The sequence below is a fragment of the Qipengyuania sp. BR81-2 genome, assembly GCF_055693895.1.
The window spans coordinates 671,409-687,797 of the sequence record NZ_CM146344.1 but is presented as its reverse complement, the minus strand read 5'-3'; the positions used below and the strand labels follow the sequence as shown (position 1 = coordinate 687,797).

General features: G+C 63.9%; 17 protein-coding genes. 7 read left to right on the top strand and 10 right to left on the bottom strand.

What is annotated here, in order from left to right; genetic code table 11:
• Positions 1–8 precede the first annotated feature (8 nt).
• Entirely contained in the window at positions 9–575 is a 567-nt protein-coding gene (locus ACZ1G8_RS03425) for a (2Fe-2S)-binding protein (protein WP_221427756.1), read from the top strand.
• On the opposite strand, the gene ACZ1G8_RS03420 is transcribed toward ACZ1G8_RS03425, so the two are convergent.
• Positions 572–2,683, bottom strand: a complete 2,112-nt coding sequence (locus ACZ1G8_RS03420; RefSeq protein WP_472680403.1) for a TonB-dependent receptor — start codon at positions 2,681–2,683, stop codon at positions 572–574. The two genes, ACZ1G8_RS03425 and ACZ1G8_RS03420, sit on opposite strands and share 4 nt — an antisense overlap.
• A 167-nt stretch (positions 2,684–2,850) precedes the next feature.
• Between ACZ1G8_RS03420 and ACZ1G8_RS03415 the strand changes: the two genes are divergently transcribed.
• The gene (locus ACZ1G8_RS03415; RefSeq protein WP_472680402.1) at positions 2,851–3,195 is read left to right on the top strand and encodes an arsenate reductase family protein; all 345 of its coding nucleotides are present in this window, start codon (positions 2,851–2,853) and stop codon (positions 3,193–3,195) included.
• Here the strand turns inward: ACZ1G8_RS03415 and ACZ1G8_RS03410 are convergent.
• Positions 3,192–4,544 (bottom strand): MFS transporter, encoded by a 1,353-nt coding sequence (locus ACZ1G8_RS03410; protein WP_472680401.1) that lies wholly within the window; start codon positions 4,542–4,544, stop codon positions 3,192–3,194. The genes ACZ1G8_RS03415 and ACZ1G8_RS03410 overlap by 4 nt on opposite strands.
• A 111-nt stretch (positions 4,545–4,655) precedes the next feature.
• Here ACZ1G8_RS03410 and ACZ1G8_RS03405 point away from each other — a divergent pair, with 111 nt between their 5' ends.
• The gene (locus ACZ1G8_RS03405) at positions 4,656–5,273 is read left to right on the top strand and encodes a class I SAM-dependent methyltransferase (RefSeq protein WP_472681182.1); all 618 of its coding nucleotides are present in this window, start codon (positions 4,656–4,658) and stop codon (positions 5,271–5,273) included.
• Positions 5,274–5,276: 3 nt separating this feature from the next.
• Here the strand turns inward: ACZ1G8_RS03405 and ACZ1G8_RS03400 are convergent, their stop codons facing one another.
• Positions 5,277–6,119, bottom strand: a complete 843-nt coding sequence (locus ACZ1G8_RS03400) for a glycerophosphoryl diester phosphodiesterase membrane domain-containing protein (protein ID WP_472680400.1) — start codon at positions 6,117–6,119, stop codon at positions 5,277–5,279.
• 57 nt (positions 6,120–6,176) lie between these two features.
• On the opposite strand from ACZ1G8_RS03400, the gene lipB reads away from it, so the two are divergent.
• Entirely contained in the window at positions 6,177–6,848 is a 672-nt protein-coding gene (lipB, locus tag ACZ1G8_RS03395; RefSeq protein WP_472680399.1) for a lipoyl(octanoyl) transferase LipB, read from the top strand.
• Entirely contained in the window at positions 6,845–7,180 is a 336-nt protein-coding gene (locus ACZ1G8_RS03390) for a hypothetical protein (protein WP_472680398.1), read from the top strand. The genes lipB and ACZ1G8_RS03390 overlap by 4 nt, the downstream gene beginning before the upstream one ends.
• 3 nt (positions 7,181–7,183) lie before the next feature.
• Here the strand turns inward: ACZ1G8_RS03390 and ACZ1G8_RS03385 are convergent, their stop codons facing one another.
• Together ACZ1G8_RS03385 and ACZ1G8_RS03380 are read right to left on the bottom strand one after the other, a co-directional pair.
• Positions 7,184–8,059, bottom strand: coding sequence for an HpcH/HpaI aldolase/citrate lyase family protein (locus ACZ1G8_RS03385; RefSeq protein ID WP_472680397.1), 876 nt, complete (start codon positions 8,057–8,059; stop codon positions 7,184–7,186).
• A gap of 46 nt (positions 8,060–8,105) precedes the next feature.
• The gene (locus tag ACZ1G8_RS03380; protein ID WP_472680396.1) at positions 8,106–9,218 is read right to left on the bottom strand and encodes an alkene reductase; all 1,113 of its coding nucleotides are present in this window, start codon (positions 9,216–9,218) and stop codon (positions 8,106–8,108) included.
• Between the two features lie 55 nt (positions 9,219–9,273).
• On the opposite strand from ACZ1G8_RS03380, the gene ACZ1G8_RS03375 reads away from it, so the two are divergent.
• Positions 9,274–10,191, top strand: a complete 918-nt coding sequence (locus ACZ1G8_RS03375; protein ID WP_472680395.1) for a DMT family transporter — start codon at positions 9,274–9,276, stop codon at positions 10,189–10,191.
• Here the strand turns inward: ACZ1G8_RS03375 and ACZ1G8_RS03370 are convergent, their stop codons facing one another.
• From ACZ1G8_RS03370 to ACZ1G8_RS03355, 4 genes are all read right to left on the bottom strand, one after another.
• Positions 10,192–11,508, bottom strand: a complete 1,317-nt coding sequence (locus ACZ1G8_RS03370) for a DUF2254 domain-containing protein (protein WP_472680394.1) — start codon at positions 11,506–11,508, stop codon at positions 10,192–10,194.
• Between the two features lie 34 nt (positions 11,509–11,542).
• Positions 11,543–12,529 carry a quinolinate synthase NadA gene (gene nadA / locus ACZ1G8_RS03365; RefSeq protein ID WP_221554304.1) on the bottom strand — a complete coding sequence of 329 codons (987 nt, stop codon included), beginning with the start codon at positions 12,527–12,529 and terminating at the stop codon, positions 11,543–11,545.
• Between the two features lie 73 nt (positions 12,530–12,602).
• Positions 12,603–13,382, bottom strand: a complete 780-nt coding sequence (locus ACZ1G8_RS03360) for a hypothetical protein (RefSeq protein ID WP_472680393.1) — start codon at positions 13,380–13,382, stop codon at positions 12,603–12,605.
• A 103-nt stretch (positions 13,383–13,485) separates the two neighbouring features.
• Positions 13,486–14,361: an MBL fold metallo-hydrolase gene (locus ACZ1G8_RS03355; RefSeq protein ID WP_472680392.1), complete on the bottom strand. Its 876-nt coding sequence runs from the start codon at positions 14,359–14,361 to the stop codon at positions 13,486–13,488.
• A gap of 48 nt (positions 14,362–14,409) precedes the next feature.
• On the opposite strand from ACZ1G8_RS03355, the gene ACZ1G8_RS03350 reads away from it, so the two are divergent.
• A complete protein-coding gene (locus ACZ1G8_RS03350; protein WP_472680391.1) occupies positions 14,410–15,873 on the top strand; it encodes a glycerol kinase in 1,464 nt (487 codons plus the stop codon).
• Here ACZ1G8_RS03350 and ACZ1G8_RS03345 read toward each other — a convergent pair.
• Positions 15,870–16,325, bottom strand: coding sequence for a DUF1465 family protein (locus ACZ1G8_RS03345; RefSeq protein ID WP_472680390.1), 456 nt, complete (start codon positions 16,323–16,325; stop codon positions 15,870–15,872). The two genes, ACZ1G8_RS03350 and ACZ1G8_RS03345, sit on opposite strands and share 4 nt — an antisense overlap.
• Between the last annotated feature and the right edge of the window lie 64 nt (positions 16,326–16,389).

The following is a 16,389-nucleotide window of genomic DNA, read 5'->3' as shown; positions in this document are numbered from 1 at the left end:
GCACCGCCATGTCCCGCATGACGGTCAACGACAGGCCCATCGAATTCCTGATGGATGACGACACGCCCCTGCTGTGGGCGCTGCGCGATGCTGCCAATCTCACCGGTACGAAGTTCGGCTGCGGTGAAGGCGATTGCGGTGCCTGCATCGTGCATATTGATGGCGAGCCGCTGCGCAGCTGTCTCGTCACCATCGGCGAGGCGGAGGGCCGCTTCATCACGACGATCGAAGGGCTGTCGGGAGATCGCTCGCACCCTGTTCAGCAGGCGCTCGTTGCCGAGCAGGCGATTCAGTGCGGCTTCTGCACGCCGGGCATCGCGATGGCTGCGGCTGCCCTCATTGATCGTAATCCGGGTGCCAGCGAGGCCGACATTCGGGCGGCCATTCCGAATATCTGCCGTTGCGGCGTCTATCCGCGGCTGGTGCGGGCGATCCAGCGCGCCGGGCGTGTCGCCCGCAGGCAGGAACGCATTAGCGCTGCGCCCGCGCCGGGCATCAGCGCAGAAGATGCGGCGGCCGAAGTGCCCGCTCTGAGCGCACCCGAAGGCAACGCCCAGCGCGAGCAGACCGACTAGATTTCGAAACGCACTCCGATGCGGGCGCTGAACGGCTCGCCCGGCTGGATGTTGTTATCGCCGTGAGCGCTCGGGTAATAGTCCTCGTCGAAGAGGTTCTCGATGTTGAGCTGGAAGCTCAGACGCTCGCTGACGGTGTAGTAGGCCGCGGCATCGACACGCCAGTAGCTGGGCAGGACGACATCGTTCGAAAAGCTCGCGAACTGCTCCGACTGATGGATGACGCCAAGGCCGAGGCCCAGCTTCTCGTTAAAGTCGAAGCGGTTCCAGGCGCTGACCGAGTGCTTAGGTAGCTGCTGCAGGCGCTGGCCGGCAGCACCGAAAGCGTTGTCGTTGAGCAATTCGCCATCGAGATAGGTGTAACCGAGGTTGGCTTTCCAGAACTCGGTGACTTCGCCGACCGCACCGATCTCGAAGCCCTCGGCGCGGCTTTCGCCGGCAAGGACGGTCAGCGTCGGGTCATTGGGATCGACTGCGCGGATGTTGGTGCGCTCGAGGCGGAAGATCGCGGCATTCACCAGAACGTTATCGAGCGGGGCCCACTTAGCGCCGATCTCGTAATTGGTGAACTTTTCGGGCTCGAACTGCGCGCGCGTCGGCGAGAGGACGAAGAACTGGTCGCCTGCCTGGGGCAGGAAGCTCTCGCTGTAGCTCGCATAGACGGACAGGTCGGGCGTCGGTTTCACGATCAGACCGATACGCGGGCTGAACTCTTCGTCGACACGGTCGCCTTCGACGCCTCCGATCAGGTCGAGCGTTTCGAGGTCGAAGCGATCCCAGCGCAGGCCGCCAACGATCTCGATGAAATCACCGATAGAAAGCTGTTCCTGGATGTAGAAAGACAGCGTCTTGAGCTGGCTGTCGCGCGAACGCGAGGTCGGGTTCAGCGTGTAGGCCGGGATGAAGATCGTATCGGCAAGAGCGGAGGCATTGTCGTCGTTCGTCAGCGGATCGCCATCATCGAAAGTCACCGTTTCACGGGTGTTCTGCGTGTCCTGACTGCTGACCTCGAGACCGACGAGCAGCGTCGATTCGATGGCGCCGCTTTCCGCCTGCCAGATGGCGTTGGCCTGGCCGATCCAGTTGGTGCGCTGCTGCGCGTCCTGGTAGCCGCTGAACGTGACCGTCGAGCCGTCGGTGCCGGTCGGCAGTATGTTGGCGTAGAACTTGTCGTAATCGGCGAACTGGATGCTGGCATTGGCCGTGAGGCCGCCGTTGAAATCGTGTTCGAGGCGAACGCGGCCGATGTTCACTTCCGCAGTCGAGCCGTTGAAGTCCGGATCGCCGAAGAAGGTCTGGTCGAAGCCGGTCAGCGGGCCGCCGTTGAAGGAAGGAAGGCCGCGGTCGGTCACACGCTCGTCATTGTCGTAGGTGTAGCTTGCGATCAGCGTGGTGTCGGGACCGAGTGCTGCAGTGAGCGTGGGCGAAATGCCGATGAAGCGCCCGTCGTAGAAGTCGCGATCGTTGTCGAACTCCTCGTAAGTCGCATTGAGGCGAAGCGCGAGTGCATCGGTGACCGGCTGGTTGAGGTCGGCGAGCAGGGCGAAAGCACCGAAGCTGTCGACCGAGGCTTCGCCAGCCACGAATTCCTTGGTCAGGTCGGCACGCTTGGCCACGCGGTTGATCGCGCCGCCACCGGCACCGCGACCGAAGATGAGGGCATTGGCGCCCTTGAGGACCTCGACGCGTTCGATGTTATAGAGCGAACGGTAGTACTGCGCATCGTCGCGCAGGCCGTCGATGTAGAAGTCTGCGGTCGTTTCCTGGCCGCGGATGAACACCTCGTCGCGGTGGCCTTCGCCGGTTTCCATGCTGATGCCCGGCACATAGCGCAGCGCATCGTTGAGCTGGCGGATCGACTGGTCTTCCAGCTGGTCCTCGGTGATGAAGCTCACCGCCTGGGGGACGTCGATCAGCGGGGTCGGCGTCTTGGTGCCGGTCGAACCGTCGCCATTGCCATAGCCTTCGTCACGTTCGCCGGTCACGACGATGTCGGTCGGCAGGTAGTCGCGCTCGGGTTGGCCATCCACTGCGGCAGTCGTTGCCGCTGCAGGAGCCGCCATGGCCGTTCCCGAAAGGAGTAGCGCGATCTTGGTGAAGTGCCTCATGCGAGATCTTTCTTTTCTTGCGAATGATTATCAATTGCTGCCGACGTGCTATTGAGAGCCATTCGCAATAGCAACCTCAAACTTGCCTTTGGCTGGTGAAAAATTCGCAATATTCGCTTTTACAGATCGCAAGGGTCGATTAGGCGCCCGTCCAAAGGAGACCCGGTATGAAGGCAACCATCTTCCACAATCCGAAATGCGGCACCTCGCGCAAAACGCTCGCCATCCTCGAGAACCTCTCGAAGGTTGATGTCGAAACTGTCGAGTATCTGAAGAACCCACCGAGCCGCGAGAAGCTGGCCCAGCTCTTCAAGGATGCGGGCATGACGCCGAACGAAGGTCTGCGTCTGCGCGGAACCGATGCGGAAGAGCGCGGCTTGCCCGATGCTGCTGCCGACGAAGTGCTCGATGCGATGGCTGCCGACCCGATCCTGATCAACCGTCCGCTGGTCGAGACCGAAAAGGGCGTGCGTCTCTGCCGGCCGCAGGACACGGTCCTGGAAATTCTCTAACGACGGTCGCGCGTCAGCGTGCTGTCAGCCTGGAGCGCGGACCAGCCATAGGCGAACACGGCAAGGCACAGGGCGACAATGAGCCCGAAGCCGAGCCAGTCGGAATGGCCATAGAGCCAGACCCCGAGAGCCGGTGCGTAGATGAAGCTCGCACCGGCGACCGATGCGACGATGCCAGAGGCTTGTCCTTGTTCTGCCCGGGTCACGGCAAGCGATGTCCCCGCCGTGGTGCCCGGCCTGAACAGGCCGAAGCCGAGCGAAGCAATCGCGTAGGCGAGGGCAATCGCGTGCAGATTCTCAGCCACACCGAGGTAGGCCACGCCGGCCCCGGCTATCGCGATGCCCGATAGGGTCGCAGCACGCGGTCCGAGGTCGAAGCGCGGGATAATGCCCCATTGTGCAAGCAGCGTCGCGATCGCGCCGCACATGAGGACCAGTCCGACCGGGCCGGTCCCGTCGGCAGGCGTCGCGCGCAATCCAAGCCGGTCGAGCACAAGGAAGCCGGTGATGCCGAGGACCATGGCCTGCGCATGGCCGCCGATCAGGCCGACGGTTACCCATGGCCTCAACCGCGGTTCGAACCAGCGCAGCTTGTGCGGCTCGACCTCTTCCTCGTCTTCGTTGTCCTCGCCGGTATGTGAAGACGTCGAACCACCCGCATAAGGAGCGTCATAGGTCTGGCCACGGGCGGGGAACTGCGGCTCGTCATTGGGAAGGCGCAGGCGCAGAGCGGTGAGAGCCACTATGCCGATAAGAGCGAAGATGATGAAGGGGCCGGTCAGTCCCACGAAAGGCAGGACCATCAGGGGCGCCAGAGCAGGACCGATTACCGTGCCGAGTCCGAAGCTGGACGCGATAAGAGAAAGCGCCTGCGTCCGCTCGGCGCGAGGTGTGCGGCTGGCCACATAGGCCTGCACGGCGGGCGGCGCTGCACTTCCGAACCCGCCATAGAGGCTTCGCGCAATGGCAAATGCGATCAGCGCAGCGGTCCCTGTAAGGAGGCCCGCCAGTCCCAGCCATAGCGCCAGTCCGCATAGCGCCATCGAGGCGACGAAGCCTATGAGGCCGACAGCCATCATCGCCTTGCGGCCACGTCTGTCGGAGCGTTCGGCCCAGAGCGGGGCGCAGATCACCCACAGCAAGGCCGACCAGCTGTAAGCGAGGCTGATCCAGACGTCGTCGATCTCCAGCGCCGTCCCGATCGAAGGCATGACCGATTGCATCGCTGTGTTGCCGGCTGCGGTCACCAGCATCACCGTGAACAGCAGTATCATGCGCTCGCGCGAGATGCTCCTCTGCTTGGGCAGCGGCTTTGCAGCCAGCTCGGAAGAAGGATCGCGTTCGGACATCGCGCATTGCGCTAGGCCCGCAAGCTGCACCTTGCAATGCCCCGATGCGCCTGTCACACCTCGTGCGAGCCAAGGGTCTCGGGGAGAAAAAGCGTGTCAGGTCAGCAAGGTATCGGGGCGATCGAGCGACGCAGCCTCAAACAGCGTGCCGCTCGATTGTTCGGCCAGTGGGGCGTGTTCTTCAAGGGCTTCCTCGATGAGCCGCGGATGGTCGGCTCGATCATTCCTTCATCGCGCTTCACGATCGAAAAGATGCTCGGTCCGGTGAAGTGGGACGAATGCAAGCTCTTCGTGGAATATGGACCGGGGGTCGGCACGTTCTGTCAGCCGGTGCTCGATCGCCTGCCGCGCGACGGCAAGCTCATCGTCATCGACACCAACCCGCTCTATATCGACTACCTCAAGAAGCATTTCCGCGACAGCCGCTTCTCCGCGGTCCACGGCTCTGCCGCGGATGTCGAGGCGATCGTCGAGGCGCATGGCCACGAGCATGCCGATTACGTCCTGTCCGGCCTGCCGTTCTCGACCCTGCCAGACGGCGTCGGACCCGAAATCGCGGCGGCGACCTATCGCGTGATCCGCCCTAGCGGAGCGTTTCTCGTCTACCAGTTCTCGGCCAAGGCGCGCGACTACATGGCCCGCCATTTCGAACGGATCGAAAGCGGGTTCGAAGCGCTCAACATCCTTCCGTGCCAGCTCTTCTGGGGCTGGAAGGAACCGCGCGACTAGACCTTATTCGATAGGAGTCGTGTCCGCGGAGGCTGCCTCTTCCGGCGGCTCGCGCAGCCTGCGCAGCTGGGCATGGATCGCAACCGTCAGTGCTGCGCCGAATACCGCCGCCACAAGGTTGATCGCTCCGTCGTAGAGCACGGTCCCGATGGTTTCGATCGTCGCAGGCAGCAGCGAGAGGACGGCCCCAACGGCGAAGGACAGGATCGCGAGGATAATGGCCGCCGCGAGGCCGATCAGCAGGAAGAAGAAGAATATCCGAAAGGAATTGCCTTTCGTAAGGGACCACGACCGGCGCAGAGCCTCCACCGGATTGCGCACGCCGTCGATCACGATTGCTGCCACGCTGACCGAGAATTTCACGAACAGGTACATCCACACCGGGAACAGGATCAGGATGCCGAGCACCATCCAGCCCGGCGCACCCATCTGGTAGGGCACGCCGACCAGCAGGTATCCGATACCGAAGATGATGAACATCTGCAGGATGATTGTGGCAAGGTAGGTCGGCAGCAAGCCGGCAGCTTCGGAGATCGCCTGACCGACGGTCGGCGCGGCTCTGCGGCGAAGCAGCGCCATCATGGCGAGGCTCGCAAAACCGCTCAGCAGGGTCGTGACCAGGATGATCCAGCCCACTTCGCTGAATTGCGCCGCCATCATCTCGAGGATCTGCTCGATGGTTGCATCGTCAGCCGGTTCTTGCCCTGTGACATCGATGGGAAACAGCAGGCCAATGGCCACGGCAGGCAGGAAGACCAGCAATCCTGCGACCGTCGCCAGCAGCCCCATGTTGCCCTTCAACAGCGAGACGGTCTCGTCCCACGCCTTTTCCATCACGAATTTCATGCTGCCTCCCATTTCTGCCTCTTGATAAGCGCAGCATCAGTCGCCACGCAATCACCGATGTCCGCTGAACTCACCGAAAAGATCGAATGGCGCGCCGAGAGCGCGCAGGTCGCCTATCGTGATGCGCTCGCCTCGATGGAGGAGCGCAACCGGGCGATTGCGGAGGAGGGCGCGCGCGAGCTTATCTGGCTGCTTGAACACCCGCCGGTCTACACTGCAGGCACCAGCGCCGACGGCGCGGAATTGCTCGATCCGCGTTTCGAAGTGGTCGAAGCGGGTCGTGGTGGCCGCTACACCTATCACGGGCCGGGCCAGCGGATCGGCTATCTCATGCTCGACCTCAAGGAGCGCGGCAGAGACGTGCGCTGCTTCGTGCATTCGTTGGAGGGCTGGGTGATCGCCACGCTCGGCGATCTCGGCGTCGAATGCTGGCGCAGCGAGGGGCGGATCGGCATCTGGACGCGCGATATCGATGGGCGCGAGGCGAAGATCGGCGCGATCGGCGTGCGCGTGCGCCGCTGGGTCACCATGCATGGCTTTTCGGTCAACCTGTCGCCCGACCTGTCGCATTTCACCGGGATCGTGCCTTGCGGCATCGATGAATTCGGCGTCACTAGCCTCGAACGGCTCGGGATAGCTCTTGCGCGCGAGGAGTTCGATGAGGCATTGAAGCGCCGCGCGGGAGATTTCCTCGACGCGCTCGAGAAGAAGGGTTGTGCACTGCCATGAAGCGGTTCGGATTGGGTCTGCTTGCCGGCCTGGCGCTGGCCTCTTGCGGCGAGAGCGCCGAAGAGGTCGAGGAGCGGAACGAGGACGCGACCGCGCGCGGCGAAGTGCTCGGCGGTACGATAAGCGACGGCATGCTCCCGCTCGACACCCTGACCTCTCAGGCCCCGTCGCGGGCGGTGCAGGCCAGTTCGGATGAAAGTGCGGACCCGGCCGAGACGGCCAGCGAAGACAGCGAACCCGTCGAAGCTCCCGCACCCGCCGCTCCGCCGGCACCCGCATCTCCGCCCGAACCCGTCGCCGAGGCTGGCAACGAACCAGCGCCCGCCGAGTAGGTCTCAGCCCTCGCCGAGCAAGGCGCGCGCCTTGGCAAGTTCGGCCTGCCCGACATAGCGCCCACGAAAGGCGATGCTGTGCGCGTTCGGATTGAGCGCGAATACGCCAACCAGCTCGCGCGCCTCGGCAATCTGTTCCTGGCTCGGTTCGAACGCCTTATTGATGTCGTCCACCTGGCTCGGATCGATGGCGAGCATTCCAGTGAAACCGTCTGCGGCTGCTGCCGCGGCTGCACGGGTCATACCCTCGGGCTCGCGCAGGTTGCGGAACGGGGCCTCGATGACCTCGAGGTTGCGTGAGTGTGCGGTCAGTAGCACCAGCGCCCGGACATGGGCGAGCGCATCCGTCCACAATCCGCCGGGGCCGCGCATGCGCCGTGCCCCCATCGAGCGGGCGAGCAAGGCCGGATCCCAGGCAAGCCCCGAAACGCGCGGGTGAAGCTCCTCTGCAAAGCCGCGCAATTGCAGGGCCGAAGTTGGCGATCCGCCTACTTCGGGAATGATCTTGGTCGAACCGTTGGAAATGCCCAGCCGGCCTTCGAGCTCGTAGAGAGCGGCCGCCAGTTCCTTGACCTGTTCGGGGCCGACGCATTCCGCAAGGACGAAGCCTTCCGGACCGCCTTCGATCGCCGCGTCGAGGTCCTGCCGCCATTCCATACCGACAATCGGTCCGATCCGCACCCAGCGCAAAAACTTGCGCGCGGCCACCACCTGTTCGCGGTGCGACATGAGGAAATCGCGCGCGGCAAGGCGCGTGTGCTGCTTGCGGTCCTCGGACGAGGCGCGCGCAAGGTCGAGGACTACCACGTCCGCACCTGCCGACGCGGCCTGTGCCATTGCCTTTTCCTTGTCCGCAGGGACGAGCAACCACGAACCCATAGCCCAAAGCCTCCTTGCCCGTGATTGCGCGCCCCTTTGGCGCGAATCAGGAGGAGGCAGTTTCGTCGGTTTTGGTTAGCATCGGGTAATCGATGTATCCCTCGGGCCCCGGCAGGTACCAGCTCTGCGGCACGTTCACATTGGGCTGGAGATCGGCCCCGAGGCGGAATCGCTCGGGCAGATCGGGATTGGAGATGAAATCCCGGCCCCAGCTGACCGCGTCACAGCGATCCGCTTTAATGTCGGCGACGGCATCCTGGGGCGTGTAGTCGCTGTTGAGGACGAGCGGGCCCTTGTAAATCGTGCGTATAAGCGGGCTCTGCTTGGGTACGTCGGTCGCTCCGAAGGTGCCCTCCGGTCCCGGCTCGCGCAGTTCGAGAAAGCCGAGGCCGAGGCCCTGGACCACGTTGGCGGCAGCGCCGAAGGTTGCCGCCGGATCGCTGTCGTCGCAGCCTTGCGTCTCGCCATTGGGCGAAAGGCGCACCGAGACCCGGTCGGCGCCCCAGACATCGATCAGCGCGGTCAGGACTTCGCGCAGAAAGCGGGTGCGGTTTTCCGGCGAGCCGCCGTATTCGTCCTCGCGTAGGTTTGTGCTGTCGCGCAGGAACTGGTCGACGAGATAGCCATTCGCGCCGTGCAGCTGCACGCCGTCAAAACCGGCCTTCTTCGCGTTCTCGGCGGCGTGGCGATAGTCTCCGACCACGCGAGCGATCTCCTCGACCGAAAGCTCGCGCGACTGCTCGTAATCCTTGCGGCCCTCGAAAGTATGTGCATGGCCCGGCGCCTTGGTGGCGCTGGCAGAGACCGGCGGATTACCACCGAGGAAATCGGGATGGACGAGGCGGCCCATGTGCCACATCTGCAGCACGATCTTGCCGCCTTCCTCGTGTACCGCGCTGGTCACGAGCTTCCAGCCTTCGACCTGCTCGTCGCTCCAGATGCCGGGGGCGGCGGGCCATCCCAGACCTTCGACGCTTATGCCGGTTGCCTCGGAAATGATCAGTCCGGCGCCCGCGCGCTGTCGGTAATAGGTCGCCATCATCTCGTTCGGCACCGAACCCGGCTGTGTCGAGCGGCCGCGCGTGAGCGGGGCCATGATGATACGGTTCTTCGCCTCGATGGCGCCAAGTTTGAGCGGTTCGAACAATGTGTCGTGCATGGAGGCGAGATCCTTTTTGGCTGGCCTTGTGTGACAAGAGAGCTAGGGGGCGAATATGGGCCAGACAACCGCCAGCGCCGACAACAATGGCTTTCAGGCCGGCGCGTGGCAGTTTGCCGCGCTGATTGCGGGTAATGTCGCACTGGCGCTCGGACCCTGGCTGGTGAGGCTGGCCGACACCGGTCCGGTGTCCGCGGCGTTTTGGCGCTTGTTCCTCCCCATACCGCTGATCGCGTTCCTTGCCTGGCGGGCGCGCGGGCCCGGCAACCTCGACTGGAAGCTGACCATGCTGGTCATGGCGGCGGGCGTGTTCTTCTCGCTCGACCTTGCCAGCTGGCACATCGGGATCGAGCGCACGCGGCTAGGGAACGCAGTGCTCTTCGGTAATTCGGGAAGCGTGATCCTGATGCTTTGGGGTCTCTTTGCGCTGCGCCGCGCGCCCTCGTTGCGGGAAGGCGGGGGCGTGATCGCGGCGCTTGTCGGTGCGGCCATCCTGCTCGGCCGCAGCCTTGAGATTTCGACGACCACCTTCATCGGCGACCTGTTTTGCCTGTTCGCCGGCATCTGTTACGCTTTCTACCTCCTGCCCGCCCAGAGGGCGCGTGCGGCACTCGGCCAGTGGAGCGTGCTCCTGCTGGTGAGCCTTGCCGCATCGCCGCTGCTGCTCGGCATGGCCGTCCTTGCAGGAGAGCCCGTCTGGCCGGGCGAAGCGGGCTGGACGCCGGTGCTGCTTCTCGCGCTCACGAGCCAGATCATCGGGCAGGGCCTGCTCGTCTATTCGCTGGGCCACTTCCCGCCGCTGATTATCGGCATGGCTTTGCTAACCCAGCCTGCCGTCGCGGCAACTGTCGGCTGGTTCGTGTTCGGCGAACTGCTGGTGCCGCTCGACATCCTCGGGATGGTACTCGTCGGGGCGGCCTTGATCCTTGCCCGCAGCAGCCCGCCGCGTGTGCGGGCACCTGACGCGGACTGATCACCAGAATTCGCGATTGAACTCGGCGTGATGGGCTTCGAAGCGTTCGAGGTCCGGGCCCACGAGGACCGTGCGCGCCTGCGCTGCGAGATTGTCCGCTTCGGCCTTGAGGATCTTCTGGCGTCGCTCGTCCTTGATCGGAACCGAAGCCTTGGCAAGCGTATCCAGCATGACTTCCGCGGCGATCGGCGAAGTCGCTACCGCGCTGCGGATCGAACCGAAGCCGCGTTTCACATAATGTTCGAAGTCGTCGGGGCAGGGGATCACCGGACAGTCCTCCGCGTCCTCGCCGCAGATATCCTTGCGCAGGTCGCGCCGCCCGATCTCGGCAGTGGCCGCGCCAAGCCAGTGGAGCGCGGTGATAGCAGTGAAGGGATCGTTGATCCCGGGCGACAGCGCACGCAGCCCGATCTCCACAAGCTCGTCGATCAGGAATTGCGGATCCTGTTCGGGCGTCCGCGTTGCGCCAAGCGTGAAGCAGTCGCGTACCTTGTCCTCGATACTCTCGGGCTTGCAGCCCTCGATGCGCATGAATGGCATGTCGCGGTGGACGAAGTCGCCGGTGCGAACCATCAACGAGAAGGTGCAGCCACAATCCCGCGCGATCCCCTCCAAATCCTCGAAGTCGATCAGCTGGACATAGCCTGTATCCCACGCGGTCAGCGGCTCGCCACCCTTCGATTCGATGGCATCCGAGAATTCGTCCTCTACCGGATAGGTCTCGCGGATCGCGTCGAGCAAGCGCCGACCTATTCCCTCGAGCACCTTGTTGATGCGGATGGAGGAAGGGACGTGATTGAGGAAGAAGACCAGCACCGCGACGCACAGGGCCATCAACAGATAGGCGACTAGCAGCGAAAGCTGCGGTGTGAAGCCGGGCAGGGCGGTCGCCGCGGCTTCGCCGGTCGTGGCGGGGGTTTCATCCTCTGCCCGCACAGCGCGCAGGACGATCAGTGCGTAGACGAAGCTGCCGATGAAAGTCGCAAGGCTGACTTGGTTGCCGCGGTCCTCCATGAAATTGGTGAGGAGGCGCGGGCCGTAATTGCCGCTGGCATAAGCGACCGCTGCGATAGTGATCGAGAACACGGTCGAGGCAACCCCGATCATGCTTCCCGCCATCACGGTCAGCATGTCTGCCGCACCCTTGGGCCGTGCGGGGACGATCCATTCGACGTCGTTCAGAAATTCGGCGAAGCCCGAGCGATCGAGCCACACCATCATCGTCGCCAGTATCGCTGCAATCAGCGAGAAGAGCGCCGGATAGAACCAGTAATTGGCGTTGAGCCGGGCCCAGAAAAAGCGCAATTCCGCTGTCATGCCCGCCTAAACGCGCAGGACTGGAAAGAGTTGCCTAGACCCTGCCGAGGTCGCCCTTGCCGATCGTGCCGCTGGCCATCTCGAGCATGCGGTCGAGGCTCTGCTTGGCCTTCAGGCGCAGGCCTTCCTCGATCTCGATACGCGGTTCCAGATCGCGCAGGCAGGTGTAGAGCTTCTCCAGCGTATTGAGCGCCATGTAGGGGCAAATGTTGCAGCTGCAGTTGCCGTCCGCGCCCGGTGCGCCGATGAAGGTCTTCTCGGGCAGCGCCTTTTCCATCTGGTGGATGATGTGCGGCTCGGTCGCGACGATCAGCGTGTCGCCCTCAAAGGTCTGGGCGAACTGCAGGATGCCGCTGGTCGAACCGACATAATCGGCATGCTCGACGATGGTCGGCGGGCACTCGGGGTGGGCGGCGATCGGCGCATCGGGATGCTGCTGCTTCAGCTTGAGCAATTCGGTCTCGCTGAAGGCTTCGTGCACGATGCACACGCCCGGCCAGAGCAGCATGTCACGATTGAACTTGCGGCTCATGTAGCTGCCGAGGTGCCGGTCGGGGCCGAAGATGATCTTCTGGTCTTCGGGAATCTGGCTGATGATCGTCTCGGCGCTGGACGAGGTGACGATGATGTCGCTGAGCGCCTTCACCTCTGTCGAGCAGTTGATGTAGGTCAGCGCGATGTGATCAGGGTGCGCCTCGCGGAAAGCCTTGAACTTCTCGGGCGGGCAGCTGTCCTCCAGGCTGCAGCCTGCGTCCATGTCGGGCAAGACGACGATCTTTTCAGGGCTCAGGATCTTGGCCGTGTCGGCCATGAACTTCACGCCGCAGAACGCGATGACGTCGGCATCGGTCTCGGCCGCCTTGCGCGAGAGCTCGAGGCTGTCGCCCACGAAATCGGCGAGATCCTGGATCTGCGCGCTTTGGTAATAGTGCGCGAGGATGATCGCGTTCTTCTCCTTGCGGAGGCGATCGATTTCGGAGAGCAGGTCCTCGCCTGTCGGCAGGCTGGTTTCGGCGGTCATGTTCGTGTCCCGTCTGAATGGCTTTGCGGCGCTTATAGACGGAACGAGCCGCGTGGCGAGGGGGTTCCGCGCCTTACATGCTGAAACCGGGAGGCAGGAACGCTTCCATGGGCCGCTCCGCACCCGGGGTTCCGGCGATGACCTGCTCGGTCACCGCGATCCCGAAGGGCGAAAAGGCTATCAGCATCGAAACGGCGAAGACGCCGACATAGAGCCCGAGGCCCCACCAGTAGGCTGGGTGGACGCGGCCCTGGCTGCGCTTGTCGGCGATCATGCCGATGACCGGGAAGATCATCGTCGCAAGCGTCGTGATCAGCCATGAGTTGGGGATCATCAGCGGAAGCGGCAACAACCGCCCGAGGCCCGGGCCGGTCAGGATCGCCATGCCGCACAACATCAATCGGCGGTGCCAGCCGGTATAGCGACGGCGGCGCAGCGCCCAGAAGGTGAGGCCGCCGAACAGCCAAAGGAGCATCATGTTGCTCCACAGGAACTCGCTCACATGGAAGAAGAACGGCCCGCCCGTCCGGCGCGCGACCACAATCATGATGACCGATCCGAAGACCAGCATCAGGGGCACCCAGAGATAGGCGAGCTTCCCGAACTTGGCGTGAAGGATCCAATTGCCGCTCGAGGCGGTGACATGCTGACCGCAATAGATGCCGAGCCAGGTCATGAAGACCACCCCGTGCAGGTGATAGGCGATCGGTGCGTCGAAGCTGGACCGACCCATCGCGAGATTGAGCGTGAAGCCAGCAATGATGATGAACGACATGACGAAAGCCATGATCGTGAAAAAGCGCGTATTGCCCCGGATCGCCTGATCCTGCGGCGTGGCTGCGGCTGTTGCCATGTCCCGTATTCCTCCCCCTCTCGGAATTCACGCGACCTGTCTGTTCTTTTGCGGCGAAGCTATTTCCGCTCCGCCTTCTCGTCAAACCGAGCTGTGGATGGCGCTAGACTGCGCTCCACATTGTGCCTTCGCGCGTCGCCAGCCCGCGCCTTTCCAAATCGATCAGATGCGCCGTAACCGACATCTTCGCCGCGCCGTGCAGGCGTTCGTCCAGGCCCTTGTACATCTTGGGGACGAAATCGGCCGCTTCGTGCGGCTCTTCGCGTAAATGGCGCAGGATCTGGTTTTCGCGCTGGCGGCGATGGCCGATCATTCCGCGGACCAGCTGGCGCGGCTTCTCGATCGCCTCGCCATGGGCGGGGTAGTACACCTTGTCCTGCTCGCGGCCGTAAAGCTTCTCGAGGCTCGCCATGTAATCCGCCATGTCGCCATCGGGTGGTACCACGACGCTGGTCGACCAGCCCATCACATGGTCACCGGTGAAGACCGCGCCGCTTTCTTCGAGAGCGAAACACAGGTGGTTCGATACATGGCCGGGCGTGGCGACGGCGCGCAGTGTCCAGCCGGGGCCGGTCATCGCCTCGCCATCCTCGAGCACGCGGTCTGGCTCGTAGGTCCGGTCGAAACTCGCATCGGCGCGCGGGCCGCTGTCGTCGAGAACCAGCGGAGCGCAGCCCACGATGGGCGCGCCTGTTCGCGCGGCAAGTGTCTTTGCTGCGGGTGAATGGTCACGGTGCGTATGCGTGCACATGATCGCACAGACATGCTCTTCGCCGATAGCCGCATCAAGAGCGAGAAGGTGCGCCTTCTCGTCCGGGCCGGGGTCGATCACCGCGCAGCCGTCGCCGATGCCGACGATGTAGGTCTGCGTGCCGGTATAGGTATAGGGCGAGGGATTGGGCGCGAGCACGCGGCGCACGAGCGGTTCGAGCTGCATGGCCTCGCCGGTGGGCCATGGTTTGGGTGGAGGACCTGCCATGGGTGAAGCCTGTAGCGATTACCGCGGCTTGTCGATAGGGAGGGGCGCATGGGAGACAAAATTCTGGTCCTCGACGCGGGGACGACTTCGACAAGGGCCATGGTTTTCAGCCGCGAGGGACGCATGGAAAGCGTCGCGCAGGCGGAGCTGACACAGCACTATCCCAAGCCCGGCTGGGTGGAGCATGACGCGGCGGAAATCTGGGACAAGACGCTGTCCTGCATGCGCGAGGCCGTGGGCGAGGGTGCCTCGCAGATCGCGGCGATCGGGATCACCAACCAGCGTGAAACGGTGGTGGCCTGGGATCGCGGCACAGGCGAACCGCTGGCACGCGCAATCGTCTGGCAGGACCGGCGAACGGCGGGATTCTGCGCAAAGCTGAAGGACGCAGGCCACGAGGCCGAAGTCCAGAAGCGTACAGGCCTGCTGCTCGACCCCTATTTCTCCGGCACCAAGATGCGCTGGATGCTCGACAATGACGATGCCGTCGCCGCAGCCGCGCAAGAGGGCACGCTGGCTTTCGGGACGGTCGAAAGCTGGCTCGTCTTAAAGCTGTCGGGCGGCACCCATGTGTCGGATGCGAGTAATGCGAGCCGGACATTGTTGCTCGCTCTCGACGACGCCCAGTTCGACGAAGATCTATGCGAGCTGTTCGGCGTTCCGCTGGCCGCGCTACCCGAGGTGGTGGACACTCACGGACCGCTGGCGAATTGCTCTTCGGAATGGCTCGGAAGGGAAATCCCGGTCTGCGGCCTTGTCGGCGACCAGCAATCTGCGACCATCGGGCAGGGGTGCCTGTCTTTCGGCGAGACCAAGGCGACCTACGGCACGGGTGCATTCGTGCTCACGAACAAGGGCCGCGACATCCCGCGTTCCGACAATCGCCTGCTCGGCACGGTTCTGCACCAGTCGGGAGGACAGCGGACCTATGCGGTCGAGGGCGCCTGTTTCGTCGCGGGCAGCCTCGTCCAGTACCTGCGCGACCAGCTCGGCCTGATCGGAAGCGCCGGAGAGACCGAGGACCTTGCGCGCTCGATCGAGGATAGCGGCGAGGTCGTGATCGTACCGGCGCTCGCCGGCCTAGGGGCTCCGCACTGGAAGCCCGACGCGCGCGGCGTCATCTCAGGCCTCAGCTTCGCGAGCGGCAAGGCGCAGATCGCGCGCGCCGCGCTCGAAGCCATGGCGCACCAGACGCATGATCTCGCCTCGGCTTTCGCAGCCGACGGAGCGCCGTGGGCGAGCCTAAAGATCGACGGCGGGATGAGCGCGAACGACTGGATGGCGCAGGACCTGGCAAACATCCTCGACCTCGAGGTCGAGAGACCCGATTTCGTAGAGACCACGGCGCTTGGTGCGGCGATCTGCGCGAGCGTCGGTGCAGGGCTCTATCCATCGCTCGAAGAGGCGGCGAGCGCGATGCGCGGGGCTGCACGCAGCTTCACGCCTGCAATGTCGGAAGATGTCAGGAGGGACCGCCTCGCGCGCTACGCCCGCGCACTTTCGGTGGCCTAGCCGCGGCCGAAAGCCTGCGCGATGCGGTCCTGCATTGCGCTGACCGCTTCGCTGCCATTCTCGTCTTGCGCGCGCATCTCCTCGTCGAGGCGAGCGACACGCGCATGGAGGCGTTCGGTCTCGCGGATGAGCATGCGGGTGGCCGGTTCGAGCAGTTCCATATTCGCCGGGTCCGAGGGACGCTCGGCGCCAAGCGTGCCGTGCCGGCGCAGCTGCGTCCTGCTAAGCTCTCCGGACTGGTAGGCGCGTTGGTTCAGGAGCCATGCGAGCACATGCATCACGCGGGTGGTAGTGCGAAGCCCCTCCACCGAGAGCGCGATCCGCACATTGTCGGGTGAATTGCCGCGGCTGGCCTCGTCGCGCAGGTCGAATGTCGCGCGCGCATCGTCGGCCAGCATCAATGCTTCTGCGTAGAGGTCTTCGACGACCTGCTCGTGAATCGTACGGTCCATGTCCATGGTGAACGTCGGGTTACCATGATCGCTCCCGCGATCCGATAGCTCTTTCGGGCAGCGT